19 protein-coding genes are annotated in these 24,846 nt (G+C 72.1%); 3 read left to right on the top strand and 16 right to left on the bottom strand.

All coding sequences use genetic code 11. From position 1 onward, the window contains the following. Positions 1-448 precede the first annotated feature (448 nt). A complete protein-coding gene (locus ACWBNA_RS22010; RefSeq protein ID WP_067020955.1) occupies positions 449-1,141 on the bottom strand; it encodes an iron-dependent transcriptional repressor DtxR in 693 nt (230 codons plus the stop codon). A gap of 252 nt (positions 1,142-1,393) precedes the next feature. Here ACWBNA_RS22010 and ACWBNA_RS22005 point away from each other — a divergent pair, with 252 nt between their 5' ends. After that, positions 1,394-2,149 carry an SIS domain-containing protein gene (locus ACWBNA_RS22005; protein WP_482706154.1) on the top strand — a complete coding sequence of 252 codons (756 nt, stop codon included), beginning with the start codon at positions 1,394-1,396 and terminating at the stop codon, positions 2,147-2,149. Positions 2,150-2,172: 23 nt separating this feature from the next. Here ACWBNA_RS22005 and ACWBNA_RS22000 read toward each other — a convergent pair whose 3' ends face one another. From ACWBNA_RS22000 to ACWBNA_RS21990, 3 genes are all read right to left on the bottom strand, one after another. Further along, positions 2,173-3,585 (bottom strand): PAS domain-containing protein, encoded by a 1,413-nt coding sequence (locus ACWBNA_RS22000; RefSeq protein WP_482706153.1) that lies wholly within the window; start codon positions 3,583-3,585, stop codon positions 2,173-2,175. A 158-nt stretch (positions 3,586-3,743) separates the two neighbouring features. Next, entirely contained in the window at positions 3,744-4,205 is a 462-nt protein-coding gene (locus ACWBNA_RS21995) for a GNAT family N-acetyltransferase (RefSeq protein WP_482706152.1), read from the bottom strand. Between the two features lie 482 nt (positions 4,206-4,687). After that, on the bottom strand, positions 4,688-5,788 hold the full coding sequence (locus ACWBNA_RS21990) for a citrate synthase 2 (protein WP_482706151.1): 1,101 nt from the start codon (positions 5,786-5,788) through the stop codon (positions 4,688-4,690). Positions 5,789-6,166: 378 nt separating this feature from the next. Between ACWBNA_RS21990 and pdxH the strand changes: the two genes are divergently transcribed. Beyond that, on the top strand, positions 6,167-6,796 hold the full coding sequence (pdxH, locus tag ACWBNA_RS21985; RefSeq protein ID WP_482706224.1) for a pyridoxamine 5'-phosphate oxidase: 630 nt from the start codon (positions 6,167-6,169) through the stop codon (positions 6,794-6,796). Between the two features lie 505 nt (positions 6,797-7,301). On the opposite strand, the gene ACWBNA_RS21980 is transcribed toward pdxH, so the two are convergent. The 12 genes from ACWBNA_RS21980 to ACWBNA_RS21925 form a co-directional block, all read right to left on the bottom strand. Further along, a complete protein-coding gene (locus tag ACWBNA_RS21980) occupies positions 7,302-7,922 on the bottom strand; it encodes a TetR/AcrR family transcriptional regulator (RefSeq protein ID WP_482706150.1) in 621 nt (206 codons plus the stop codon). Then, complete coding sequence (locus ACWBNA_RS21975; RefSeq protein ID WP_482706149.1) at positions 7,910-8,653, bottom strand: enoyl-CoA hydratase family protein; 744 nt, start codon at positions 8,651-8,653, stop codon at positions 7,910-7,912. The genes ACWBNA_RS21980 and ACWBNA_RS21975 overlap by 13 nt, the downstream gene beginning before the upstream one ends. Beyond that, positions 8,650-10,218, bottom strand: coding sequence for a 4-coumarate--CoA ligase family protein (locus tag ACWBNA_RS21970; RefSeq protein WP_482706148.1), 1,569 nt, complete (start codon positions 10,216-10,218; stop codon positions 8,650-8,652). Before ACWBNA_RS21970 ends, ACWBNA_RS21975 begins: the two co-directional genes overlap by 4 nt. Positions 10,219-10,245: 27 nt before the next feature. Continuing rightward, positions 10,246-11,385 carry an acyl-CoA dehydrogenase family protein gene (locus tag ACWBNA_RS21965; protein ID WP_482706147.1) on the bottom strand — a complete coding sequence of 380 codons (1,140 nt, stop codon included), beginning with the start codon at positions 11,383-11,385 and terminating at the stop codon, positions 10,246-10,248. A gap of 106 nt (positions 11,386-11,491) precedes the next feature. Then, positions 11,492-13,333, bottom strand: a complete 1,842-nt coding sequence (locus ACWBNA_RS21960; RefSeq protein WP_482706146.1) for an acetyl/propionyl/methylcrotonyl-CoA carboxylase subunit alpha — start codon at positions 13,331-13,333, stop codon at positions 11,492-11,494. A 5-nt stretch (positions 13,334-13,338) separates the two neighbouring features. Further along, positions 13,339-14,937, bottom strand: coding sequence for an acyl-CoA carboxylase subunit beta (locus ACWBNA_RS21955; protein ID WP_482706145.1), 1,599 nt, complete (start codon positions 14,935-14,937; stop codon positions 13,339-13,341). After that, complete coding sequence (locus ACWBNA_RS21950) at positions 14,934-16,607, bottom strand: acyclic terpene utilization AtuA family protein (RefSeq protein ID WP_482706144.1); 1,674 nt, start codon at positions 16,605-16,607, stop codon at positions 14,934-14,936. The genes ACWBNA_RS21955 and ACWBNA_RS21950 overlap by 4 nt, the downstream gene beginning before the upstream one ends. Continuing rightward, on the bottom strand, positions 16,604-17,398 hold the full coding sequence (locus tag ACWBNA_RS21945; protein WP_482706143.1) for a TIGR03084 family metal-binding protein: 795 nt from the start codon (positions 17,396-17,398) through the stop codon (positions 16,604-16,606). The genes ACWBNA_RS21950 and ACWBNA_RS21945 overlap by 4 nt, the downstream gene beginning before the upstream one ends. Before the next feature lie 197 nt (positions 17,399-17,595). Then, the gene (locus ACWBNA_RS21940; RefSeq protein ID WP_482706142.1) at positions 17,596-18,543 is read right to left on the bottom strand and encodes an EamA family transporter; all 948 of its coding nucleotides are present in this window, start codon (positions 18,541-18,543) and stop codon (positions 17,596-17,598) included. A gap of 151 nt (positions 18,544-18,694) precedes the next feature. Continuing rightward, the gene (locus tag ACWBNA_RS21935; protein ID WP_482706141.1) at positions 18,695-19,816 is read right to left on the bottom strand and encodes a lipid II:glycine glycyltransferase FemX; all 1,122 of its coding nucleotides are present in this window, start codon (positions 19,814-19,816) and stop codon (positions 18,695-18,697) included. Between the two features lie 81 nt (positions 19,817-19,897). Further along, positions 19,898-20,566, bottom strand: coding sequence for an HAD family hydrolase (locus ACWBNA_RS21930; RefSeq protein WP_482706140.1), 669 nt, complete (start codon positions 20,564-20,566; stop codon positions 19,898-19,900). A gap of 32 nt (positions 20,567-20,598) precedes the next feature. After that, positions 20,599-23,559 (bottom strand): FAD-binding and (Fe-S)-binding domain-containing protein, encoded by a 2,961-nt coding sequence (locus ACWBNA_RS21925; RefSeq protein WP_482706139.1) that lies wholly within the window; start codon positions 23,557-23,559, stop codon positions 20,599-20,601. 90 nt (positions 23,560-23,649) lie between these two features. On the opposite strand from ACWBNA_RS21925, the gene serC reads away from it, so the two are divergent. Then, positions 23,650-24,768 carry a phosphoserine transaminase gene (serC, locus tag ACWBNA_RS21920; protein ID WP_482706138.1) on the top strand — a complete coding sequence of 373 codons (1,119 nt, stop codon included), beginning with the start codon at positions 23,650-23,652 and terminating at the stop codon, positions 24,766-24,768. The last annotated feature ends 78 nt before the right edge of the window (positions 24,769-24,846 follow it).

The raw sequence follows: 24,846 nt of genomic DNA, 5'->3' as shown, positions 1-24,846 counted from the left end.
CGTATTCGAAAATACGCCTCTGGCCGACAACACCCCTCGTTCGAGTGACCCCCCTCAAGGAATGATCGCCGTCGCCGAGGGGAGATCTTCAACGGGAGGCGGACCGCTCGGGGAAAACGGTCCGAAGGGGATGACCTTGAGAGCTCGGGGCTCCAGGTCAGCACAGGGGAGGACAGGCCCCGGCGCCACCAGGCGCCGGGGCCATCCACACGTCTGCGGCACATCTTCCCGCCCCCTCCCCGGCCGGACGCGGCATCGCTGCCGGACCACGGCCAAGAGCCCTCAGGTCATATGCCTCACGCGACAGCCTCGCACGGGAAGCCTCCGAGCGCTGCGATTCGGCACAGTGAATCTTGGATTCGACGAGATCGCCGGAAGACCACAACTACCCCGCCAGTCTCGGTAGTTGAGACGGCGGCCGTCGGGCCCGGTGGCATCGCCGAACCGCTCAGCGCTTGGCGACGAACACGTGCGACGCGACGTCCGCCTCCAGCTCCGCCGCCTCGCCACCACTGCCCACGAGCACACCGCCCGCCGACTCCGTCACACTCACCACCGAGCCGGGCTGCACGCCCGCCCGGCGCAGCGTGTACATCAGCTGCGCGTCCGTCTGGATCGGCTCCCCGATCCGGCGCACCACGACCGTCTTGCCCTCCAGACCCGGGTCGAGATCGGCGAGCGACACCATGCCCTCGTCCAGGAACGGGTCGGCGCCGTCCTTCTCACCCAGCTCCTCCAGGCCCGGGATCGGATTGCCGTACGGCGACTCGGTGGGGTGGCGCAGCAGCTCGAGGACGCGGCGCTCGACCGCCTCGCTCATCACGTGCTCCCAGCGACACGCCTCGGCGTGCACCTGCTCCCACTCCAGACCGATCACGTCGACGAGCAGACACTCCGCGAGCCGGTGCTTGCGCATCACGCGCGTGGCCAGCCGACGGCCCTCGTCGGTGAGCTCCAGGTGACGGTCGCTGGCGACGGACACCAGTCCGTCGCGCTCCATCCGCGCCACCGTCTGGCTGACCGTCGGCCCGCTCTGGTCGAGCCGCTCGGCGATCCGGGCGCGCATGGGGACCACACCTTCCTCCTCCAGCTCGAGGATGGTGCGGAGATACATCTCCGTGGTGTCGATCAGTCCGGACATACGTGCCCCTTGATGAGATCTGCCGGAAGCACGACAGCTTCCCGGCTTGTGCGCTGGCCCTGGCACCAATTCTGCCGGATACCACCGACAAGCGTGCCGCGCCGTTGAAACCGAGGGGTACGGGACGCTTCCCACGACCGTATTGACATCCCAGTGGTCCAGACCGCACCGTGATCCGCGACACAGACGCAGAGACGCGTACGCCGAGACACGTACGCCGAGACACACTCCCGATGCTCCGAAGGGGCCCGCATGAGCGACAGCAAGCCGGCCGGTCAGTTCTTCGACGCCGCGATCGGCCTGCTGCAACGCGTCCGGGACGAGGAAGCCCGCACCATCGAGGCGGCCGGCGAACTCCTCGCCGACACCGTCGCCTCCGGCGGCCGGCTCTTCGCCTTCGGCGCCGGACACTCCTCCCTCGCCGCCCAGGACGTCGTCTACCGCGCCGGCGGCCTCGCCCTGATGAACCTGCTGGCCGTCCCCGGTGTCGTCGGCGTCGACGTCATGCCGGCGACGCTCGGATCAGCCCTGGAACGCGTCGACGGCCTCGCCCGCGCCGTCCTCGACTGCTCCCCGGTCCGCGCAGGCGACGCCCTCGTGATCATCTCCCTCTCCGGACGCAACGCCCTCCCCGTCGAGATGGCCATGAGCGCCCGCGCCCTGGGCCTCAAGGTCATCGGCGTGACATCCGTGGCGTACGCCTCGGAGACGACGTCCCGGCACCTCTCCGGCACCTACCTCAAGGACCACTGCGACATCGTCCTCGACTCGAAGATCGCCGTCGGCGACGCGGAACTCACCCTCGACACCATCCCGGCCCCCTTCGCCCCCGCCTCCACGGTCGTCACCTCGGCCATCCTCCAGGCGGTCATGGCCACGGCGGCGAGCAGCCTGGCCGACCGGGGCATCGAACCCCCACTGCTGCGCTCGGGGAACGTGGACGGGGGCCACGCATGGAACGGACGAGTGTTCGAGAAGTACGCGGAACGGATCTTCTACCGGCGCTAGCCGCCGGCCCGCGGACAGCCGTACTAGCGCTGCTCCCGCCCCAGCACCTCGGCCAGATCCAGCGCCGAGCCGATCCGAACGGCCACATCCTCCGCGTACACCGCGTCCCCACGCTCGAACTGACTCCGCCCGGCCCCCCGCAGAAACGTCACGACCCCGAGCGTCCGCCCCCGGCTCCGCAGCACCGCGCACAACGCGTGCACCGCATCCGACGGCCACTGCCGAGTCTGCGCCCACTCCCGGGCCTTCTCCACCGACACGGCCCCCACACTCGCCCGCACCGACCCGGCCCGCTCCACGCACTGCAACGCCGGATGCCCCTCCGCGTACCGCACCGGCAAACCCGCCTGCCCCGTGAGCAGAGACGGCCCCGGCGCCCCGGACGGCGTCGCCGCGACCCGTACCAACCGCAGAGAAGCCGTCTCCGCCCCGTCCTCCAGCGCACCGCCCGACACCCGGTCGATCAGCGCATGATCGGCGAACCCGGCCAGCGCGAAATCCAGATGGACGGCGGCTGCCTCACGCGGGTCCTCACACTCGGCGGCGGCCCGGACAGCCCGGTGCAACTGGTTCGTACGGAACCGCAGCAGCGACGCCTCCTGATCACTCTGCTTGGACTCGGTCACGTCATGGAACAACCAGCCCACACCCAGCGGCACGGGCTCCTCGGCGAGCGGCGACGCCAACCGGACGAACCCACAGCGCCAGCAGCGCCGCTGCTCACCGTCCGGCGTACGCACGCTCACCCAGATCTCCGCCGGCGCGGGCGGCGCGCCCTCGGCCAGCACATGCGTGAGCGCGCTCTCCAACTCCTCCACGCCCTGGGCGAGCAGGTCCCCGAGCGGCCGCCCCAACGCCGACGTACGCCCGACACCCAGCGCCCGGGCGGCATGCGTGTTGACCACGGCGGGCCGCAGATCGGCGTCGACGAGCACGACACCCCAGCTCGCGTCCTCGAACAGCGCCTCGCTCAACGCGATGGACCGCTCCAGATCGATCTGCGCGTGCACCTCACTGAAAGCGCAGTACAACCCCGCCGGCTTGCCGTCCGGCCCACGCACCGACGCCGACTGCGTCCGCACGAGCACCCGCCCGCCGTCCTTGGTCAGCAGCGCGAACTCGTGCACCTGCCGCCCGAGAGCGTGCATGGCGGCCAGCAGCCGCCCCTCGATCTCCTCGGCGTCGGCACTGCGCACCGCCCACCCCGCGAACCCGTGCCGCCCCACGGCCTCGGCGGCGCTCCACCCGAGAATCCGCTCCGCCTCGCGGTTCCAGTGGGTCACCACCCCGTCCGCGTCGAAGGCGCACAGAGCCGCGTCCATCCCGTCGAGCAACGCGGCCAGCAGATCCGAGCCGTCCGAAACCTCCGGACCGTCCCGCTCGGGCTCGTCCGGCCCGATCTCGTCGGTGGTCCCACTACGCCGGGAAGCACTCACCTGGACCCCCTGCAGGCTGCCGCGTCCGCACGTACGGCACGTCGGTTCGCTCACTAACAATCATCTAACTGGAACGTGATGCAGCACACACCGGGTTCCCACAAGATTGAAGGAATCGTTGTGTGCCGGAAATTCGAGTACCCCGCCACACCGCCGGGCTAGGCCAGGGAAGACGCGAGCCTCAGATCCACCCACACCTCGGTCTCACCGTCCAGCACATACCGCTCCACCTCCACAAACCCCCGCGCCCCGGCGAACCGCAGCCCGTCCTCGTTCACCGCCAGCACACACGTCTCGATCACCCGAGCCCCCAGCTCATGCGCGCACCGGAGCCCCTTCTCATACAACGCCGCCCCAAACCCCCGCCCCCGGTACTCGGGCAGCACGCGCGCGATGACGGTCGCCACGGCCCCCTCCCCCTCGGGCGGCCGCACGGTCGAACACCCGACGAGCACCTCCCCGAGATAAGCGTTCTCCAGCCGGTACCGCCCACCGCGCTCCCGCACCTCGTCGATCCCCATGGCGGCGGGCGGCACGATCACGTTGTGCACATGCCGCCACTGCTCGAGCATGGCGTCTCCGTGGACCGGCTCGATCCGCAGGTCGGACACGACGACCATTCCCCTCCGAAACAGCTTCTCGGGCCCCGGACTACTGCCCGTTCGCCCCCGAGTCGACGCGCGTTTCCCGTAGCAGCGAGATCGGCCGGCGGGGCGACGGATACGGGTACAGCAGTCGCCCCGAACGAGCACGGTCAACATCCCGGAAAATGGGTTGATCCGTGCCCGACCGGTTCCTAGTGTGTGGCTCACGCCGAAAGGAGGTGATCGGGTAAATGAGTGAAACCCGGACGCGCGAGGTGGCTGCGGGCTAGCGGCCCGTCACCACACTGAGTGCGGTGCCGGACCAGCGTGTGCGACGTACACGCAGCCGGCCCAATCCACATGCAGTCACCCGACCCGCGAGCTCGCCGGTACGTCCGGCCGGCTTCTTCGCCGTCAGGCGGAGGGACCACGAGCTCGCGGGTCGTCTGCGTTCACGGGACCGGCCGAGTGGCACCACGCGGAGTTGTTCGGTCCCGCGTGATGCCCGGCGGCAGGGCTCAGTTCACGATGTCGCCGTAGCCCTCGATCTCGCGCGGGTCGCGGGAGCCGGGGCCGATGTAGCGGGCGGACGGGCGGACCAGGCGGCCGGTGCGCTTCTGTTCCAGGATGTGGGCCGACCAGCCGGCCGTGCGGGCGCAGGTGAACATCGAGGTGAACATGTGGGCCGGGACCTCGGCGAAGTCGAGGACGATGGCGGCCCAGAACTCGACGTTCGTGGCGAGGACCCGGTCGGGGCGGCGGGCGTGGAGTTCGGCCAGGGCCGCCTTCTCCAGGGCTTCGGCGATCTCGAAGCGGGGGGCGCCCAGTTCGCGGGCGGTGCGGCGCAGGACGCGGGCGCGGGGGTCTTCGGCACGGTAGACGCGGTGGCCGAAGCCCATCAGGCGTTCGCCCTTGTCGAGGGCCTGCTTGACGTAGGCGTCGGCGTCGCCGGTGCGTTCGATCTCCTCGATCATGCCGAGGACGCGGGAGGGGGCGCCGCCGTGCAGCGGGCCGGACATGGCTCCTACGGCGCCGGAGAGGGCGGCCGCGACGTCCGCGCCGGTCGAGGCGATGACGCGGGCGGTGAAGGTGGATGCGTTCATGCCGTGTTCGGCGGCGGAGGTCCAGTAGGCGTCCACGGCCGCCACGTGCTTGGGGTCGGGCTCGCCGCGCCAGCGGATCATGAAGCGTTCGACGACGGACTGCGCCTTGTCGATCTCCCGCTGCGGGACCATGGGCAGGCCCTGGCCGCGGGCGGACTGGGCGACGTAGGAGAGGGCCATCACGGCGGCTCGGGCGAGGTCCGCCCGGGCCTGGGCGGCGTCGATGTCCAGCAGCGGTTTCAGGCCCCAGACGGGGGCGAGCATGGCGAGTGCGGACTGGACGTCGACGCGAATGTCCCCGGAGTGCACGGGGATCGGGAACGGCTCGGCGGGCGGCAGGCCGGGGTTGAAGGCGCCGTCGACGAGCAGTCCCCAGACGTTGCCGAACGAGACGTGGCCGACCAGGTCCTCGATGTCGACGCCCCGGTACCGGAGTGCGCCGCCCTCCTTGTCGGGTTCGGCGATCTCCGTCTCGAACGCGACGACTCCTTCGAGTCCGGGTACGAAGTCGGACATCAGGCGGCTCCTCGTGATGTGTACGACGGATGGTGGGGTGTTCTGTTGTGCTGCGGCTGGTGTGATGGTGCGGGTGTTGTGGGGTGCGGGTGCGGGTGCGGCTGCCGCGTGGCAGGCGGCGGGTATGCGTCCGTCCGACGGCTCCGCGGTTCGTCTCCGAGAACTCGCGGTCCTGGGCGGTACCTCTGTGATGCCCCGTGCGGTCGGCGGTCATCCGACCGGAACGGCATCAGCACGATATCCCCGGGTGCCACCCTTGGGGAGGGATTGCGGCACTCAGTGCCACGCAGTGATGAAGACCACCATGGCGAACGTCGCCCGCTCATACGGCAGGATGACGGCGTGACCGACCGAGACGCCGCCCTCGATCCCGCCTCCATGCGTAAGCAGTACCGCGCCGAGGGGCTTGCCGAGGCCGACCTCGCCGCGACGCCCGTCGAGCAGTTCGCGCACTGGTTCAAGGAGGCCGCGATCGAGGGGCGGCTCTTCGAGCCGAACGCCATGGTCGTCGCCACGGCGGACGCCGAGGGCCGGCCCAGCGCGCGCACGGTGCTGCTGAAGCACTTCGACGAGCAGGGCTTCGTCTTCTACACCAACTACGACTCCCGAAAGGCCCGCGAGCTGGCGGAGAACCCTTTCGTCTCGCTGTTGTTCCCATGGCATCCGATGGCCCGCCAGGTCATCGTCACGGGCGTCGCGCGGCGCACCGGACGGGACGAGACCGCCGCGTACTTCCGCAGCCGCCCGCACGGCTCCCAGCTCGGTGCGTGGGCGAGCGCGCAGTCCTCGGTGGTCGCGGACCGGGCCGGCCTGGACGCGGCGTACGCGGAGCTGGCGGCCCGCTACCCGGAGGGCGAGCAGGTGCCGGTGCCGCCGAACTGGGGTGGCTTCCGGGTGGCCCCGCAGGCGGTGGAGTTCTGGCAGGGCCGCGAGAACCGGCTGCACGACCGGCTGCGGTACGTGGCGGAGGCGGACGGGAGCTGGCGCGTGGAACGGCTGAATCCGTGAGGCGCGGGCCGAATCCGTGAGGCGGGGCCTGAGCCCGTGAGGCGGAGGCTGAGCCCGTAAGGCGGAGGCTGAATCCGTGAGGCGGGGCTGCCCAGCCGTGAGGACGGGGACGATACCCAGTCCGTGAAGCCGCGGGGCCACCCAACCCGTGAGGCGGAGGCTGAATCGTGAGGCGCGGGCTGCCGGCCCGTGAGGCCGTAGGGAGGCCGCCCCACGCGATCAGGGGATCACGTGGGGCGGGCCCGGCCGGGCCGCCCAGCCGTGACGCGCGGGCTGCCCGGTCCGTGAAGCCACCCAACCCGTGAGGCGGAGGCTGAATCGTGAGGCGCGGGCTGCCGGCCCGTGAGGCCGCGGGGGTCTCCCAGCCGATGAGGCGGAGGCTGCGTCCGTGAGGCGCGGGCTGCCCAGTCCTTTAACCGCAGGGCCACCCAACCCGTGAGGCGCGGCCCTCGGGCGGGATGTCCGTCCGGTCGGGTGGGTTCCGGAGCGTTGCCGCGGGCCTCCGTCAGCCCAGTGCCTCGTCCAGCAGGCTCGCCCACTGGGTGACGACCCGGTCGCGGCGGGCGGCGTCGTCCGTGAGCAGGTTGGCCAGTCCCAGCCCCCGGGCCATGTCGAGCAGGCCCTGCACCGTCTCCCGTACGCCCGGCCGGGACTCGTCGGCGCCGAGCAGGTCCACGGCGATGCGGTGGGTTTCGCGGCCGACGCGGGCCTCGAGTTCCGTCACCCGCGGTCGCAGCTGGGCCTCGTTGGAGGCGGCGACCCACAGGTGGAGGGCGGCGCGGAAGAGGGGGCCGGTGTAGAGGTCGACGAGGGCGGAGACGACGGTCCTGCGGTCGTCCGTGGCCGCGCCCTGGGGAAAGAGGGCGCGCAGGGCGGTGGAGCGTTCTTCGGCGACGTATTCGACCGCGGCGGTGAAGAGGTCCTCGCGGGTCGGGAAGTGGTGCTGGGCGGCGCCGCGGGAGACGCCGGCGCGTTCGGCGACGACGGTGACCGTGGAGCCCGCCCAGCCGTGTTCGGCGAGGCAGGCCACGGCGGCTTCCAGGAGGCGTTGCCGGGTGGCGCGGCTGCGGTCCTGTTTGGGGACGCGGTCGCCGGGGGCGCGGTCGACCGCGTTCACAGCACCCATGCGGGATCCCGTCGTTCGAGGAAGGCTGTCATGCCCTCGCGGGCGTCGGCGGAGGCGAACAGGCGGGCCGAGAGTCTGGCCAGTTCGCCCGCGTCCAGGTCGAAGGCCTCCAGCACCTTAGCCGTGAGCAGGCGTTTCGTCTCGGCCAGGGCGCGTGGGGAGGCTCGTCGCAGTCCGTCGAGGACGGGGGCGAGGACCTCGTCGACGTCGGTGTGGTCGCCTGCCGCCGTGAGGAGTCCGATGCGGGCGGCCTCGGCCGCGTCGAAGGTCTCGCCGGTGAGGTAGTAGCGGGCGAGGGCGCGGGGGTCGACGCGGGGCAGCAGGGGGAGGGAGATCAGCGCGGGGGCCACTCCGATGCGGACCTCGGTGAAGGCGAAGGTGGCGGTGTCGGAGGCGGCCGCGATGTCGCAGGCGCCGAGCAGGCCGAGGCCGCCGGCCCGTACGTGGCCGGTGACCCGGGCCACGACGGGCTTGCGCAGCTTGACGATCTGCCGGAGCAGGGCGACGAGGGCCTTGGGCTGGGGTGGTTCGCGCAGGTCGGCGCCCGCGCTGAAGGTGGTGCCGGTGTGGGTGAGGACGACGGCGCGTACGTCGTCGTCCTTGCCGGACCGTTTCAGGGCGTCGGTGAGTTCGTGCACGAGGGCGGCGGACAGGGCGTTGCGGTTGTGCGGCGAGTCCAGGGTGAGGGTGGTGATGCCGCGTTCGTGTGTGGGGTGGATCAGGGCGGTCACGTCCGCTCCCTGAGGTGTCGGCGCAGGATCTTTCCGGAGGCGGCGCGGGGGACGCCTTCGATGAAGGTGACGTGGCGGACGCGCTTGTAGGGGGCGACGCGTTCGGCGACGTACATCATGACCTCTCCTTCGGACAGGCCGGTGGCGGTCGGCTGGCGGACCACGTAGGCGTGCGGGTTCTCGTTGCCGTCGTCGTCGTAGACGCCGATGACGGCCGCATCGGCGATGCCGGGGTGGGTGAGGAGCAGGGCTTCGAGTTCGGCGGGGGCGACCTGGAAGCCCTTGTACTTGATGAGTTCCTTGACGCGGTCCACGACGAACAGCCAGCCGTCGGCGTCGACGTGGCCGACGTCTCCGGTGTGCAGCCAGCCGTCGGGGTCGATCATCGCGGCGGTGGCGTCGGGGCGGCCCAGGTAGCCCTTCATGACCTGGGGACCGCGGATGAGTATCTCGCCGGACTCGTCGATGTCGAGGTCCTTGTCGGGGTCGTCGAGGGAGACGATCCGCATCTCGGTGCCGGCGATGAGTTTGCCGACGGTCCCGGCGGGGGCCTCGCTCATGGCGTCCAGGGGGACGACGTGGGTGCCCGGGGACAGTTCGGTCATGCCGTAGGCCTGGCCGACGGGGGGCAGGCCGAGCCGCTGGGAGCAGGCGGCGGCGAGTTTGGCGTCCAGGGGGGCCGCGGCGCTGACGATGTACTTCAGGGACGACAGGTCGTACTGCGCGACCGCGGGGTGCTTGGCGAGGGCGAGGACGATCGGCGGGGCGACGTAGAGGCCGGTGATGCGGTGGTTCTGGATGGCCGCGAGGAAGGTCTCCAGGTCGAAGCGGGGCAGGACGACGACGGTGGCGCCCATGCGCAGGGGGGCGTTCATGAGGGCTGTCAGACCGTAGATGTGGAAGAAGGGCAGTACGGCGAGGATGCGGTCGCCGGGGCCGGTTCCCATGGCGGGTTCGAGCTGGGCGAGGTTGGTGGCGATCTGGCGGTGTGTGAGCATCACGCCTTTGGGGACGCCGGTGGTGCCCGACGAGTACGGGAGGGCGGCCACGTCCTGCCCGGGGTCGAGGTCGATCCGGGGCTCGGGGGCCGCGGACACCAGCATGTCGATGAGTGAGCGGTGTCCGGGGGCGCTGTCGCAGACGAAGATCTCCCGGACGCCACCGGCGAGTTCGGCTGCCCTGCGGGCGGTCTGCAGGAGCGGTGAGACGGTGATGATCCAGCGGGCGCCGGAGTCGGTGAGCTGCTTGGCGAACTCCTCCGGTGTGGCGAGGGGGTGCACGGTGGTGACCGAGGCACCCGCGCGCGTGGCGGCGTAGAACGCGGTGGGGAAGGCGATCGTGTTGGGGCTGTGCAGGGCGAGGACGTCGCCCTTGGCGACGCCCGCCTCGGCGAGGGCGGCGGCGACCCGGCGGTGGAAGCGCTCCAGCTGCTCGTAGGTGAGTGTGGTGCCGTCGGTGCCGTCGATCAGGGCGGGCGCGTCGCCGAACTCGGCGGCCCGGCCGAGCACCGCCTCGTGGATGGGGAGTTCTACGGGCGGGACGTCTGCGTACTCGCTGCGGAACACGGTTCCTCCTCGCGCGGCACGTGCCGGTCAGTACGACTTGGGCAGGCCCAGGGTCTGGTGGGAGACGTAGTTGAGAATCATCTCCCGGCTCACCGGAGCAATACGAGCCACGCGCGCGGCCGTTATCAACGAGCCGAGCCCGAACTCGCGTGTGAGGCCGTTTCCGCCGAGTGTGTGCACCGCTTGGTCGACCGCCTTCACGCAGGCCTCCCCGGCCGCGTACTTGGCCATGTTGGCGGCCTCGCCCGCGCCGACGTCGTCCCCGGCGTCGTAGAGGTGGGCCGCCTTCTGCATCATCAGGCGGGCGAGTTCGAGGTCGATGTGTGCCTGGGCGAGGGGGTGCGCGATGGCCTGGTGGGCGCCGATGGGGGTGTTCCAGACGGTGCGCTCGCGGGCGTACGTGATCGCTTGGGCGAGGGCGTAGCGGCCCATGCCGATCGCGAAGGCGGCGGTCATGATGCGTTCGGGGTTGAGGCCGGCGAAGAGCTGGAGGAGGCCGGCGTCCTCGTCGCCCACGAGTGCGTCGGCGGGGAGCCGTACGTCGTCGAGTGTGAGTTCGAACTGCTTCTCCGCGGCGGTGAGTTCCATGTCGATGCGGTGGCGGGTGAAGCCGGGTGTGTCGCGGGGGACGATGAAGAGGCAGGGTTTGAGGCTGCCGGTGCGGGAGTCCTCGGTGCGGCCGACGACGAGGGTGGCGTCGGCGATGTCGACGCCGGAGATGAAGACCTTACGGCCGGTGAGGAGCCAGTCCCCGGTGTCGGGGTCGCGGCGGGCGGTGGTGGTGATGCGGTGGCTGTTGGAGCCGGCGTCGGGTTCGGTGATGCCGAAGGCCATGGTGCGGGTGCCGTCTGCCAGGCCGGGGAGCCAGTGTTGCTTTTGGGCGTCCGTGCCGAAGCGGGTGAGGACTGTGCCGCAGATGGCCGGTGAGACGACCATCATGAGCAGGGGGCAGCCTGCGGCGCCGAGTTCTTCGAGGACGATGGAGAGTTCGGCGATTCCGCCGCCACCGCCGCCGTGTGCCTCCGGCAGGTTGACGCCGAGGTAGCCGAGTTTGCCCGCCTCGGACCAGAGGGCTTCTCGGTCGTGGTTGCGGCCGTGGCGCCGGCCGAGGGCGGCTACGGCTGCTCGTAGGGCCTGGTGTTCCTCGGATTCGATGAGGGTGGTCATGGGGCTCCTCGGGGGAGGGGGGGCTCTGCCGTTCGGAGGGTGCGGGTCGTCTGTGGCTGGTCGCGCTCACGCGGCGGAGCCGCATATGTGATGCAGCCCCGCGCCCCTAGGGTGCTTTCACCACCGCCAGCAAAAGGCCCGGCTCCACCTGTTGACCGACTACGGCGTGGAGGGCGCTCAGCGTTCCTGTGACGGGTGCGGTGATCTTGTGTTCCATCTTCATCGCCTCCAGCCACAGAAGGGGCTCTCCGGCCTGGACGGCGGCTCCTACGACGGCCCCCTCGGCGATCCTGGCCACCGTGCCCGGCATGGGGGCGACCAGGGAGCCGGGTGCCAGTTGGGCCACCGGGTCGGGGAAGCGGGGCAGGGCGGTGAGCCGGGTGGTGTTGACGTGCACCTCGTCGTCGTACCGCGCCACCTCGAACCTGCGCTGTACGCCGTCCACTTCGAGGACGACGAGACGGGCGTCGGCGTGGACGACCCGCACCCCGTCCGCCTCCAGGCCCGCCCGGGTGTGCCGGTAGTGGACCTCGTGCTCCTCCCCCGCCGTCGCGTAGCGCTTGGCCTGCGGCTGGGAGGGGACGTTGCGCCAGCCGCCGAAGCGGGAGCGGCCGTGGGCGTCGGCGAGGGCGGCGGCCAGGGGGGCGTGGGGTTCGGGAGCGGGGGCGGTGAGTTCGGGCAGGTGGCGGTCGTAGAAGCCCGTGTCCATGCGGGCGGTGGTGAACTCCGGGTGCCGTAGTGACCGTACGAGCAGGTTCCGGTTGGTGACGGGGCCGTGGAGCGTGGCTCGCTCCAGGGCGCCGGCCAGTTTGCGCAGGGCCTCCGCGCGGGTGAGGGCGTGGGCGACGATTTTGGCGAGCATGGGGTCGTAGTGGACGCCGATGGAGTCGCCGTCCTCGTAGCCGGTGTCCAGGCGGACGCCTTCGGGGACGGCCAGGCGGTGCAGGGTGCCGGTCTGGGGGGACCAGTCGTTCGCCGGGTCCTCGGCGTAGAGGCGGGCCTCCACGGCGTGGCCACGCGCGCGTGGGGGGTCGTTTTCGAGGGGATGGCCTTCTGCGACGCGGATCTGGTGGGCGACCAGGTCGATGCCGAAGACGGCTTCGGTGACGGGGTGTTCGACCTGGAGGCGGGTGTTCATCTCCAGGAAGTGGGGTGTGCCGTCGGCGACCAGGAACTCGACCGTGCCGGCGCCCACGTAGTCGACGGCGCGGGCGGCGCGTACGGCCAGGGCGTGCAGTTCCTCGGCGAGCCCGTCGGGCAGGGCGGGTGCGGGCGCCTCCTCGATCACCTTCTGGTGGCGGCGCTGGAGGGAGCAGTCGCGGGTGCCGAGGGCCCACACCGTGCCGTGGGTGTCGGCGAGCACCTGGACCTCGACGTGGCGTCCGTTCTCCACGTACGGCTCGACGAACACCTCGCCGTCGCCGAAGGCGCTCGCGGCCTCGGCGCGCGCGGCCTCCAGCGCGGAGTCCAGGTCCTCCGGACGCCGCACGATCCGCATGCCGCGACCCCCGCCGCCCGCCGCCGCCTTCACCAGGACGGGCAGGTCGGTCTCGGTGACCTCGCGCAGGGGTTCGAGGCCCATCAGCTTCTTGGCGCGGGTCTTGGACGCCATCGCCTCGATCGCCTCCGGGGGCGGGCCGATCCAGACGAGGCCGGCGCCCAGGACGGCGCGCGCGAAGTCGGCGTTCTCGGAGAGGAAGCCGTAGCCGGGGTGGACGGCGTCCGCGCCGGCGGCGACGGCGGCCTTCACGATCAGGTCGCCGCGCAGGTAGGTGTCGGCGGGCGCCGCGCCCGGCAGTCGCACGGCCGTGTCGGCCACGCGCGCGTGGAGGGCCCTCTCGTCGGCGTCCGAGTGCACGGCGACCGTCCGGATGCCCAGCTCGCGGCAGGTGCGGAAGACGCGGCAGGCGATCTCGCCGCGGTTGGCGACCAGCAGTGTCGAAATCATGGGTCTCACATCCGGAAGACGCCGAAGCCGCCCCGCGCGCCCTCGTAGGGGGCCGTGTGGAGGGCGGACAGGCACAGGCCGAGGACGGCGCGGGTGTCGCGCGGGTCGATGACGCCGTCGTCGTACAGGCGCCCGGACAGGAACATGGGGAGCGACTCGGACTCGATCTGCTGCTCCACCATGGCGCGCAGGGCGGCGTCCGCGTCGTCGTCGTACGGCTGTCCCTTGGCGGCCGCGGACTGCCGGGCGACGATGGAGAGGACGCCGGCGAGCTGCTGGGGGCCCATGACGGCGGACTTGGCGCTGGGCCAGGCGAAGAGGAAGCGGGGGTCGTAGGCGCGGCCGCACATGCCGTAGTGGCCGGCGCCGTAGGACGCGCCCAGGAGGACCGACAGGTGCGGGACCTTCGAGTTGCTGACCGCGTTGATCATCATCGCGCCGTGCTTGATGATGCCGCCCTGCTCGTACTCCTTGCCGACCATGTAGCCGGTGGTGTTGTGGAGGAAGAGCAGCGGGATGTCGCGCTGGTTGGCGAGCTGGATGAACTGGGCGGCCTTCTGGGACTCCTCGCTGAAGAGGACCCCCTGGGCGTTGGCGAGGATGCCGACCGGGTAGCCGTGCAGGGTCGCCCAGCCGGTCGTCAGGCTCGTCCCGTACAGCGGCTTGAACTCGTCGAAGTCGGAGGCGTCGACGATGCGGGCGACGACCTCGCGGGGGTCGAAGGGGGTCCTCAGGTCGCCGGGGACGATCCCCAGGAGCTCGTCCTCGTCGTACTCGGGAGGGATGGCCGGGCCCGGGTCGGCGTAGGCCTTGCGGTGGTTGAGGCGGGCCACCACGCGCCGCGCCTGGCGCAGCGCGTCCGGCTCGTCGACGGCGAAGTAGTCGGCGAGGCCCGACACACGCGCGTGCATCTCCGCGCCGCCGAGTGACTCGTCGTCGCTCTCCTCGCCGGTGGCCATCTTCACGAGCGGCGGCCCGCCGAGGAACACCTTCGCGCGCTCCTTGACCATGATCACGTGGTCGGACATGCCGGGGATGTAGGCGCCTCCGGCGGTGGAGTTCCCGAAGACGACCGCGATGGTGGGGATCCCGGCGGCGGAGAGCCGGGTGAGGTCCCGGAAGATCGCGCCGCCGGGGATGAAGATCTCCTTCTGGGAGGGCAGGTCGGCGCCGCCGGACTCCACCAGGCTGATGCAGGGCAGCCGGTTGGCGAGCGCGATGTCGTTGGCGCGCAGGGCCTTCTTCAGGGACCAGGGGTTGCTCGCGCCCCCGCGCACGGTCGGGTCGTTGGCGGTGATCAGACACTCCACGCCCTCGACCACCCCGATGCCGGTGACGAGGGACGCGCCGACCGTGTAGTCGCTGCCCCAGGCGGCCAGCGGCGACAGTTCCAGGAAGGGCGTGTCGGGGTCCAGGAGCAGTTCGACGCGCTCACGGGCGAGGAGCTTGCCGCGCCGGCGGTGCCGCTCGACGTACTTCGGGCCGCCGCCCGCGATGGCCTTCGCGTGCTCGGCGTCCAGGTCGGTGAGCTTGGCGAGCATGGCCTCGCGGTTGGCCCGGTACTCGGGGCCGCCCGTGTCCAGGGCGGAGGCGATGACGGTCACAGGAGGGCCTCCGGGATGTCCACGTGACGGGAGCGCAGCCATTCGCCCAGCGCCTTGGCCTGCGGGTCGAAGCGGTGCTGGGCGGCGACGCCCTCGCCGAGGATCCCCTCGACGACGAAGTTCAGGGCGCGCAGGTTCGGCAGGACGTGCCGGGTGACGTTCAGCTGACGGCTCTCGGGGATCAGCTGCCGGAACCGGTCGACGGTCAGCTCGTGGGCGAGCCACCGCCAGGCCTCGTCGGTCCGGGCCCAGACCCCGACGTTGGCGTCCCCGCCCTTGTCCCCGCTGCGGGCGCCGGCGACCAGGCCGAGCGGGGCGCGTTTCACCGGCCCTTCGGGGAGCGGCCTGGGCAGCGGCGGCTCGGGAACGCCGTCGAGTACGAGGGTGTCGCGGGCCGGCGTGACGGGGATCCGGCGGCCGTCGTCGAGGACGGCCACATGGCCTGCGTCCTCGTGCGGGACGTACGCCGCCTCGAAGACTCCGTAGGGCGTGCCCTTCCCGGGGGGTGCCAGCATGTGGAAGCCGGGGTAGCTGGCGAGCGCCAGCTCGACGGCGGCGCCGCTCAGCACTCGTCCGACCTTCTCCTGGACGGGGTCGCGCACGACGAGCCGCAGCAGCGCGCTCGCGGTCTCCTCGGAGCCGGCGTCGGGCCGGTCGGTGCGCACGAGGTCCCAGCTGACCTGCGCGGGGCGGGAGGTGGCGAACGCGGCCCGCATCTGGCGGCGCACCAGGGCCGCCTTGGAATCGATCTCCAGCCCGGTGAGGACGAAGACGACCTCGTTGCGGAAGCCGCCGAGACGGTTGACGCCGACCTTGAGCGTCGGAGGCGGCGCCTCGCCCCGTACGCCGTCGACCCGCACCCGGTCGGGGCCCTCCTGGGTGAGCCGTACGGTGTCGAGGCGGGCGGTGACGTCCGGTCCCGGATAGCGGGCCCCGCCCGTCTCGTACAGCAGCTGGGCCGTCACCGTGCCGATGTCGACCAGGCCGCCGGTGCCGGGGTGCTTGGTGATGACACTGCTGCCGTCCTCGTGGAGTTCGGCGAGCGGGAAGCCCGGGCGGGTGGCGCCGCCCTCGCCGAAGAACGCGTAGTTGCCGCCGGTGGCCTGCGCCCCGCACTCCAGGACGTGCCCGGCGACGGCGGCCCCCGCGAGCCGGTCGTGGTCCGTCGGTGTCCAGCCGAAGTGGGCGGCGGCGGGCCCGGTGACGAGCGCCGCGTCCGTCACTCTCCCCGTGACCACGATGTCCGCGCCCTCCCGCAGACAGGCGGCGATCCCGAAGCCGCCGAGGTAGGCGTGGGCGGCGAGGCTGCCGGGGTGGGCGGCGGTGAGGTCGTCGCCCTCGACGTGCGCGACGCGTACGGGGATACCGAGCCGGTCGGCCAGGTTCCGCACGGCGTCGGCGAGTGCGGCCGGGTTCAGGCCACCGGCGTTGGTGACGATCCGCACGCCTCGCTCGTGGGCCAGCCCGAGGCACTCCTCCAGCTGCCGCAGGAACGTGCGGGCGTATCCGGCGCCGGGGTCCTTCAGCCGGTCGCGGCCCAGGATCAGCATGGTCAGCTCGGCGAGGTAGTCGCCGGTGAGGACGTCGAGTTCGCCGCCGGTGAGCATCTCGCGCATGGCGTCGAAGCGGTCGCCGTAGAAGCCGGAGGCGTTGCCGATTCGAAGGGTCACGGTGTGTCACCCTTCGCCGGGCGCCCTTCGCCCGGCGGTCCCGCGAAGGCCTGGGCGAGGTCGAGCCACCGGTCGGCGTCGGGGCCGTCGGCCTCGAGGGCGAGGTCGGCGCGGTGGGCGCGCCGGGTGACCAGGAGGCAGAAGTCGAGGGCGGGCCCGGTGACGCGCTGGGGTGCGGTTTCAGGGCCGTACGCCCACACGTCGCCGCCGGGACCGACGAGTTCGATGCGGAACTCCTGTGGTGGCGGGGTCAGTCCGCGCACGTTGAAGGCGTAGTCCCGTGCCCGCACACCGATGTGGGCCACATGCCTGAGCCGGTCGGTGGGTGGCCGCGCCACACCCAGGGTGTCTGCCACGTCCTGTCCGTGGGCCCACGTCTCCATGAGCCGCGCGGTGGCCATGGAGGCGGCCGACATGGGTGGGCCGTACCAGGGGAAACGGGCGCCGGGCGGGGCGGCGCGCAGTGCGTCGTCGAGGGCGGCTCGCCCCTGCCGCCATCGCGGCAGGAGTTCGGCGGGCGGGAGCTTGGCGCCCTCTTCCGCGCCCTCGTCGACGAAGGAGTCGGGGGCGGCCACGGCCTCCTCGACCAGCTTCTGGAACGCGTCCCGGTCGGTGACCGCCAGCAGGGCGGCCCGGTCGGTCCAGGCGAGGTGCGCGATCTGATGGGCGATGGTCCAGCGGGGGGCCGGGGTGGCGAGGGCCCACTGGTCAGGACTCAACTCGGCGACGAGGAGGTCGAGTTCGTCGCTTTCGGCACGCAGGTCGTCGAACAGGGGCGTCGGGTCGGCCATGGGGCGAGCATGGCAGCGGCCCCGGAAACAAGCAAGCATGCTTGCATGAATTGACGCGGTCGGAATGCTGTCGGGTGACGGCCCGGCCGGCCGGGATGCGGCTGCGTGAGCGGTGGGACGGGTGAACACGGCAGCCGTTCACGGACGCAAGCCGGCAGCACGTCCGCGTCCGGGAGAAGCCCGGCGGCTGACTCCCGTCAGACCTCCGGCACCGTCGCCTTCCCCCGCCCCATCTGGGTCCGCACGGCCCCCATGCTCGCCGCGATGACCAGGGCGATCGCGGCCGCCTCCGTGGTGCTCAGGGCCTGGTCGAGCAGAAGGAAGCCGGCGCCGGCGGCGATGGCCGGTTCCAGGCTCATGAGGATGGCGAAGGTGGAGGCGGGCAGGCGCCGGAGGGCGAGGAGCTCGAGGGTGTAGGGCAGGACGGAGGAGAGCAGGGCGACTGCCGAGCCGAGGGCGATCGTGGTCGGGTCGAGCAGCCTCGTGCCCGCCTCGGCGATGCCCAGGGGGAGGAACAGCAGGGCGGCCACCGCCATCGCCAGCGCGAGCCCGTCCGCCTTCGGGAAGCGGCGGCCCGTACGTGCGCTGAAGACGATGTACGCCGCCCACATGGCGCCCGCACCCAGGGCGAAGGCGACGCCTATGGGGTCGAGGTCGCTGAAGCCTCCGCCGCCGAGGAGGAAGACGCCGGCGAGGGCGAGACCGGCCCAGACCAGGTTGAGCGCGCGACGGGAGGACAGGACCGAGAGGGTGAGGGGGCCGAGTACCTCCAGGGTGACCGCGGCGCCCAGCGGGATGCGGTCGACGGCCTGGTAGAAGAGGCCGTTCATCGCGGCCAGGGTGAGGCCGAAGGCGACGACCGTGCCCCAGTCGGCGCGCGAGTGGCCGCGCAGCCGGGGCCGGCAGACCAGCAGCAGCACGACTGCCGCCGCCAGCAGCCGCAGGGTGACCACGCCGAGCGCGCCGGCCCTCGGCATCAGCGTCACGGCGAGGGCACCACCGAACTGCACCGAGACGCCTCCGGCGAACAACAGTCCCACCGGCCCGAGGGAGCCCCAGCGCTGCGGGGCGCCGTCCGGAGAGGGTACGGGACCGACCGGCGTGGGGGTGCTGGACGGGGTGGTGGCTGCGCTGCGGGTGCTCACGGTGCCTTCCGGGGCGGCTCGGGGTTTCGTACATCTCACTGCACGCTGAAGTCCACAGTAATGGACTGCGCCAGGTGTGTGAACCCTTTATGCAACTGTCCCACCTTTACGCGACTGTCCCACTCGGGGTGCCGCCGGGCCGGGCCCTCGGCTACCGACGGGACATGTACAGACCCAGCGCCTTGTGCAGCAGCCGGTTGATCGGGAAGTCCCACTCCCCCAGGTACTCGACGGCCTCACCGCCCGCGCCGGCCTTGAAGCGCAGGAGCCCCAGGAGGTGGTTGGACTCCTCCAGCGTGTCGGTGATGCCCCGGAAGTCGTAGACGGCGGCGCCGAGTTCATGGGCGTCGGTCATCATGCGCCACTGCATGGCGTTGTTGGGCTGGACCTCGCGCTTGCGGCCGGTGGAGGCGCCGTAGGAGTACCAGACGTGGTCACCGACGGTGAGCATGGTGGCCGCGGCGAGGACCTCGCCGTCGTGGTGGGCGAGGTAGAGCCGCATGCGGTCGGGGTGCTCGGCGGTGAGCGCGGTCCACATGCGCTGGAAGTAGGACAGCGGGCGCGGAAGGAAGCGGTCGCGCTCGGCGGTCTCGACGTACAGCTCGTAGAAGGCGGGCAGGTCCTCGTAGCCGCCGCGGACGACCTTCACGCCGGCCTTCTCCGCCTTCTTGATGTTGCGTCGCCACTGCTGGTTGAGGCCGCCGTGGATGTCCTCCAACGACCGGCCGGCGAACGGCACCTGGAAGACGTACCGGGGCTGCCCGGCCGCGAAGCCGCCCTCGCTCCCGGATCCGGTGCGCTGCCAGCCGGCCCGCAGCAGCCGGCCCGCCACGTCGACGGCACGCGGTTCGTACGACGTCGCCTCCGCGTCCCCCAGCCGTCGGGCCGCCGGATCGGCGATCGCCGCCTTCACCGCGTCGGCGCTCCATCGGCGTACGACGACGGGCGGGCCCATCCTGACCGAGAAGGCGCCCTGCCGCTTGAGGTGGGTGAGCATCGGGTCCAGCCAGCGGTCGAGGTCGCTCGCGTACCAGTCGATCAGCGGTCCCTCGGGCAGGTACGCGAGGTACCTCCTCAGCTTCGGCACCGGCCGGAACAGGGCGAGTCCCGCTCCCACCAGCCGCCCCTCCTCGTCGAACCATCCCAGGCTCTCCGCCCGCCAGTCCGGCTTCACCTCGCCCCAGGAGGGAACCTGCATGTGGCTGGCGGAGGGGCGGGTCGCGACGAAGGCGAGATGTTCGTCGCGGGAGATGGGCTGGACGCTGAGGGGCATACCGGGACTCCTTGACGGTGGCAGGACCCGCCAGCCTATGAACTGCGGCGGCCCGTGTCCGTGAGGCTCGAGTCCCCTCGGTCATCGCACCGCGGCCGGCCCCTCCGCACGGGCGAACGCGAGGATGTCCGGGACCGCTTCCCGCAGACTCCCGAAATGGCGGTGCGCGCCGGTCACGCCGCCCGGAGTGTTGACTGCCCACACCGTCATGCCGGCCCGCAGCCCCGACTCGACGCCGGACGGGGCGTCCTCGATCACCAGGCAGTCCTCGGGGCGGGCACCGAGGTGCCGGGCGGCCAGCAGGTAGGGCACGGGCGACGGCTTGCCCTCCTCGACCGCGGCCGCGTCCACGAGGACGTGCGGCACGGGCAGCCCCGTCCGGGCGAACCGGCCGCGCACCCGGTGCTCGTAGTTCGAGGTCACCAGCGCCCACGCGCCCGCCGGCAAGGCGTCCAGCAGCTGCGACGCGCCCTCGAAGGCCGTGTAGAGGCCGGAGCGGACGTCCTCGTCCTCCAGGTGGTGCAGCGCGGCCAGGCACTCCCCCGGATCCCGGTCCGGGGCCACCGCCGCGAAGGTCTCCTTCGGCCGGGTCCGCAACGCCACCCTGTAGACCTCGTCCGCGTCCAGCCCGTACCGGCCGGCCCACGACGCCCAGACCCGGTGCTGGTTGGCCACGGCGTCGATCAACGTGCCGTCGACGTCGAAGAGGACGTACTTCCTGGGGCGGGGCCGTACAGACTCACGGGTCACGCCGTGATCATGTCAGGGAGCCCGCGACCCGGTCATTCCCTTTCCCCACCTCGCTCCTCCTCCCCGTCTCGCTCCTCTTCCCCGTCTCGTTCCTCCAGCCCTTCCGATCCCTCCACCCCGTCCGCCCCTTCCAACCGATCCAGCCCCTCCGCCAACACCTCCGCCAAGTGCCGCCCCCGCACCCCCGCCAACTGCTCCAACTGCGTCCGGCACGAGAATCCGTCCGCCAGCACCACGGCCCCCTCGCCCTGTGCCGCTCGTGCCGCAGGCAGCAACCGCTCCTCCGCGCACGCGGCCGACACCTCGTAGTGGCCCTTCTCGAAGCCGAAGTTGCCCGCGAGTCCGCAGCAGCCGCCGGCCAGCTCGCCGGTGAGGCCGGCGGCCCGGCGCAGCCGGCGGTCGGGGGCGTCGCCGAGTACCGCGTGCTGGTGGCAGTGGGTCTGGCCGGTGGCCGGGCGGTCCAGCCGGGGTGGGGTCCAGTCGGGGGCGAGGCGCTCCAGGGTCTCGGCGAAGGTCAGGATCCGGGATGCCAGGAGGGCGGCCCGGGGGTCGTCGTGGAGGAGTTCCGGGAGGTCGGTGCGCAGGGCGGCGGCGCAGCTGGGTTCCAGGACGAGGACCGGGGTGTCCGTCTCCAGCACCGGGGCCATGAGGTCGAGGGTGCGGCGCAGCACCGTACGGGCCCGGTCCAGTTGGCCCGTGGAGACGTACGTCAGCCCGCAGCAGACCCGGGCACGCCCCCGGGCCGGCGACACGGGGTTCAGGACGCCCGACCTGCCGTCTCCCACCCGACCGCGCCCCCGCAGCGTCGGCGGCAGGGCCACCCGCAGGCCCGCCGCCTCCAGCACGCGGACGGCCGCCCGGCCCACGGACGGCGAGAGGTGTTCGGTGAAGGTGTCGGGCCACAGCACGACCAGCGCGCCCCGGCCGGAGGCGGACGGCCGTCGACGCCGCCACCACCTGCTGAACGTCTCCCCCGCCACCCGAGGGATCTGCCGCTCGCCCGCGATGCCGCCCAGCCGTTTCGCCACCCGGGCGAGCGGCCGTACCGAGGCGAGCGCGTTGACCACGGCACCGGCCCGCATCCGGGACACCCAGCGCAGCCACACCGGCAGCCACCCCATGCTGTAGTGCGCGAGCGGGCGTCGCCGCCCGGCGTAGTGGTGGTGGAGGAACTCCGCCTTGTACGTGGCCATGTCGACCCCGACCGGGCAGTCGGACCGGCAGCCCTTGCAGGACAGGCACAGGTCGAGGGCGTCCCGGACCTCCTTGGACCGCCAGCCGTCGGTGACCAGCTCACCCGCGAGCATCTCGTGCAGCAGCCGGGCACGCCCGCGTGTGGAGTGTTCCTCCTCGCCGGTCGCCCGGAAGGACGGGCACATGACAGCGGTCCCGGACGCCGAGGTCGTACGGCATTTCGCGACCCCGACGCACCGGCGCACGGCCGCCGAGAAGTCGCCGCCGTCCGCCGGGTAGCCGAAGGCCACGTCCACCGGTTCGCGCGGCAGCACGGAGAAGCGGAGATTCGAGTCGAGGGGGGCGGGGCGGACCAGCATGCCCGGGTTGAGCAGGTCGTCCGGGTCCCACAGCGCCTTCGCCCGCTCGAAGAGGCCCACCAGTTCCTCGCCGTACATACGGGGCAGCAGCTCGGCCCTCGCCTGCCCGTCCCCGTGCTCCCCGGACAGCGAACCGCCGTGGGCGACGACCAGCTCGGCCAGCTCCTGCGAGAAGTGCCGGAAGCGGGCGATGCCCGGCTCCGTCAGGAGGTCGAAGTCGATGCGGACGTGGATGCAGCCGTCCCCGAAGTGGCCGTACGGCGTACCGCGCAGCCCGTGCGCTCCCAGCAGGCCCCGGAAGTCCCGCAGGTAGGCGCCCAGCCGGGCCGGGGGCACCGCGCAGTCCTCCCAGCCGGGCCAGGCCTCGGAGCCGTCCGGCATCCGGGTCGCCGTACCGCTCGCGTCCTCGCGGACGCGCCACAGCGTCCGCTGCCCGGCGGGGTCCGTCACCACGAGCGCGTCGACGACGTCCGCCGCGCGCACGATCGCCTCCGCACGCGCGCGTGCCTGCGCCTGCGTGTCGCCGCCGGTCTCCACGAACAGCCAGGCCCCGCCCCGGGGCAGGTCGGCCGTGGAGCGGACGAGGTCCGCCGCCATGCCCTCCACGGTGAGCGGCCGGTGTGGCAGCAGCCCGGCCGCCGCTTCCGCCGCCGCGCTTTCGTCGGCGTACGCCAGCACGGCCAGGGCACGCGCGCGTGGCGCCCGCACCAGCCCTACGACGGCCTCCGTCAGGACGCCCAGCGTGCCCTCCGAGCCGCACAGGGAACGGGCGACATCGGCCCCGTTCTCGGGCAGCAGCGCGTCCAGGGCGTAGCCGGAGATACGGCGGGGCAGCTCGGGGAAGCCGGTGCGCAGCATCGACAGTTCCCCGTCCACCAGCTCCCGCAGGCCCGTCGGGGCGCCCGCCCACCCCTGTCCGGGGCGCAGCCGCTCACCGCGCGCGGTGAGCACGGACAGCTCCCGCACGCTGTCCGCGGTCGTGCCCCAGGCCACCGAGTGCGAGCCGCAGGAGTTGTTGCCGATCATCCCGCCGAGCGTGCAGCGGCTGTGGGTGGAGGGGTCCGGGCCGAAGCGCAGCCCGTGCGGGGCGGCGGCCTCCTGGAGGCGGTCCAGGACAAGCCCCGGCTGCACGACCGCGGTGCCCGCCTCCGCGTCGAGGGACAGCAGGCGGTTCATGTGCCGGGTGAAGTCCAGTACGACGCCCGTGCCCGTCGCCTGACCGGCGATCGACGTCCCGCCGCCGCGGGCCACGACCGGCACGCCGTGTTCCCGGCACACGGCGAGCACCGCCGCCACGTCGTCGGCGTCCCGTGGGGCCACCACGCCGAGCGGGACGCGCCGGTAGTTGGACGCGTCCATGGTGACCAACGCCCGGGAGGTGACGTCGAAACCGACCTCGCCCCGGACGGTCTTGCGCAGCGCGGCCTCAAGATCCGTCATGCCTCCAGGAAACCAGCCCGCCGACACCGAGGCGTCTCACCCGACGGACTACGTTTCGACCAGGTTTCCCCCAGCGGCTAGGCTCCCTTCGTGGCTGAGATCCAGATTCCTTCTGACATCAAGCCCGCGGACGGACGTTTCGGCGCGGGACCCTCCAAGGTGCGGACGGAGGCGCTGGACGCACTCGCCTCCACCGGTACGTCCCTCATGGGCACCTCACACCGTCAGGCCCCGGTCAAGAACCTGGTCGGCAAGGTTCGCGAGGGCATCTCCGAGCTGTTCCAGCTCCCCGAGGGCTACGAGGTGGTCCTCGGCAACGGCGGCTCCACCGCCTTCTGGGACGTCGCGACCCACGGCCTCATCGACGACAAGTCGCAGCACCTCAGCTTCGGCGAGTTCAGCTCCAAGTTCGCCAAGGCCGCCAAGCTCGCCCCGTGGCTCGCCGAGCCGACCGTCATCTCCTCCGACCCGGGCACCCACCCGGAGCCGCAGGCGGAGGCGGGCGTCGACGTGTACGCCTTCACGCACAACGAGACGTCCACCGGTGTGGCCGCGCCCGTCAAGCGGGTCCAGGGCGCCGACGCGGGCTCCCTCGTCCTCGTGGACGCCACCTCCGGCGCCGGCGGCCTCCCGGTCGACATCGCCGAGACCGACGTCTACTACTTCGCCCCGCAGAAGTCCTTCGCCTCCGACGGCGGCCTGTGGATCGCGATCTTCTCGCCGGCCGCGATCGAGCGCGCCGAGCGCATCCACGCGTCCGGCCGCCACGTCCCGGAGTTCTTCTCGCTCCCGACGGCGATCGACAACTCGCGCAAGAACCAGACGTACAACACCCCGGCGCTGGCCACCCTCTTCCTCCTCAACGAGCAGCTGGAGTGGTTCAACGGCCAGGGCGGCCTCGCCTGGTCCACGGGCCGCACGAAGGACTCCTCGACCCGCCTGTACGGCTGGGCGGACGAGTCCAAGTACGCGACCCCGTTCGTCACCGACCCGGCCAAGCGCTCCCAGGTCATCGGCACGATCGACTTCGCCGACGAGATCGACGCCGCCGCCGTGGCCAAGGTCCTGCGCGCCAACGGCGTCGTCGACACCGAGCCCTACCGCAAGCTCGGCCGCAACCAGCTCCGCGTCGCCATGTTCCCGGCGATCGACCCGGCCGACGTCGAGGCGCTCACCAAGTGCGTCGACTACGTGATCGAGAAGCTCTAGCTGTAGCCGTCTCGCGCGATACGACGGAGAAGGGCGCCCGGTGATCACCGGGCGCCCTTCTCCGTCGTATCGCGCGAG

This window comes from Streptomyces sp. Q2 (assembly GCF_056820935.1).
Note: the sequence above shows the minus strand (reverse complement) of the source record. Positions and strands in the feature narration are given on the sequence as shown.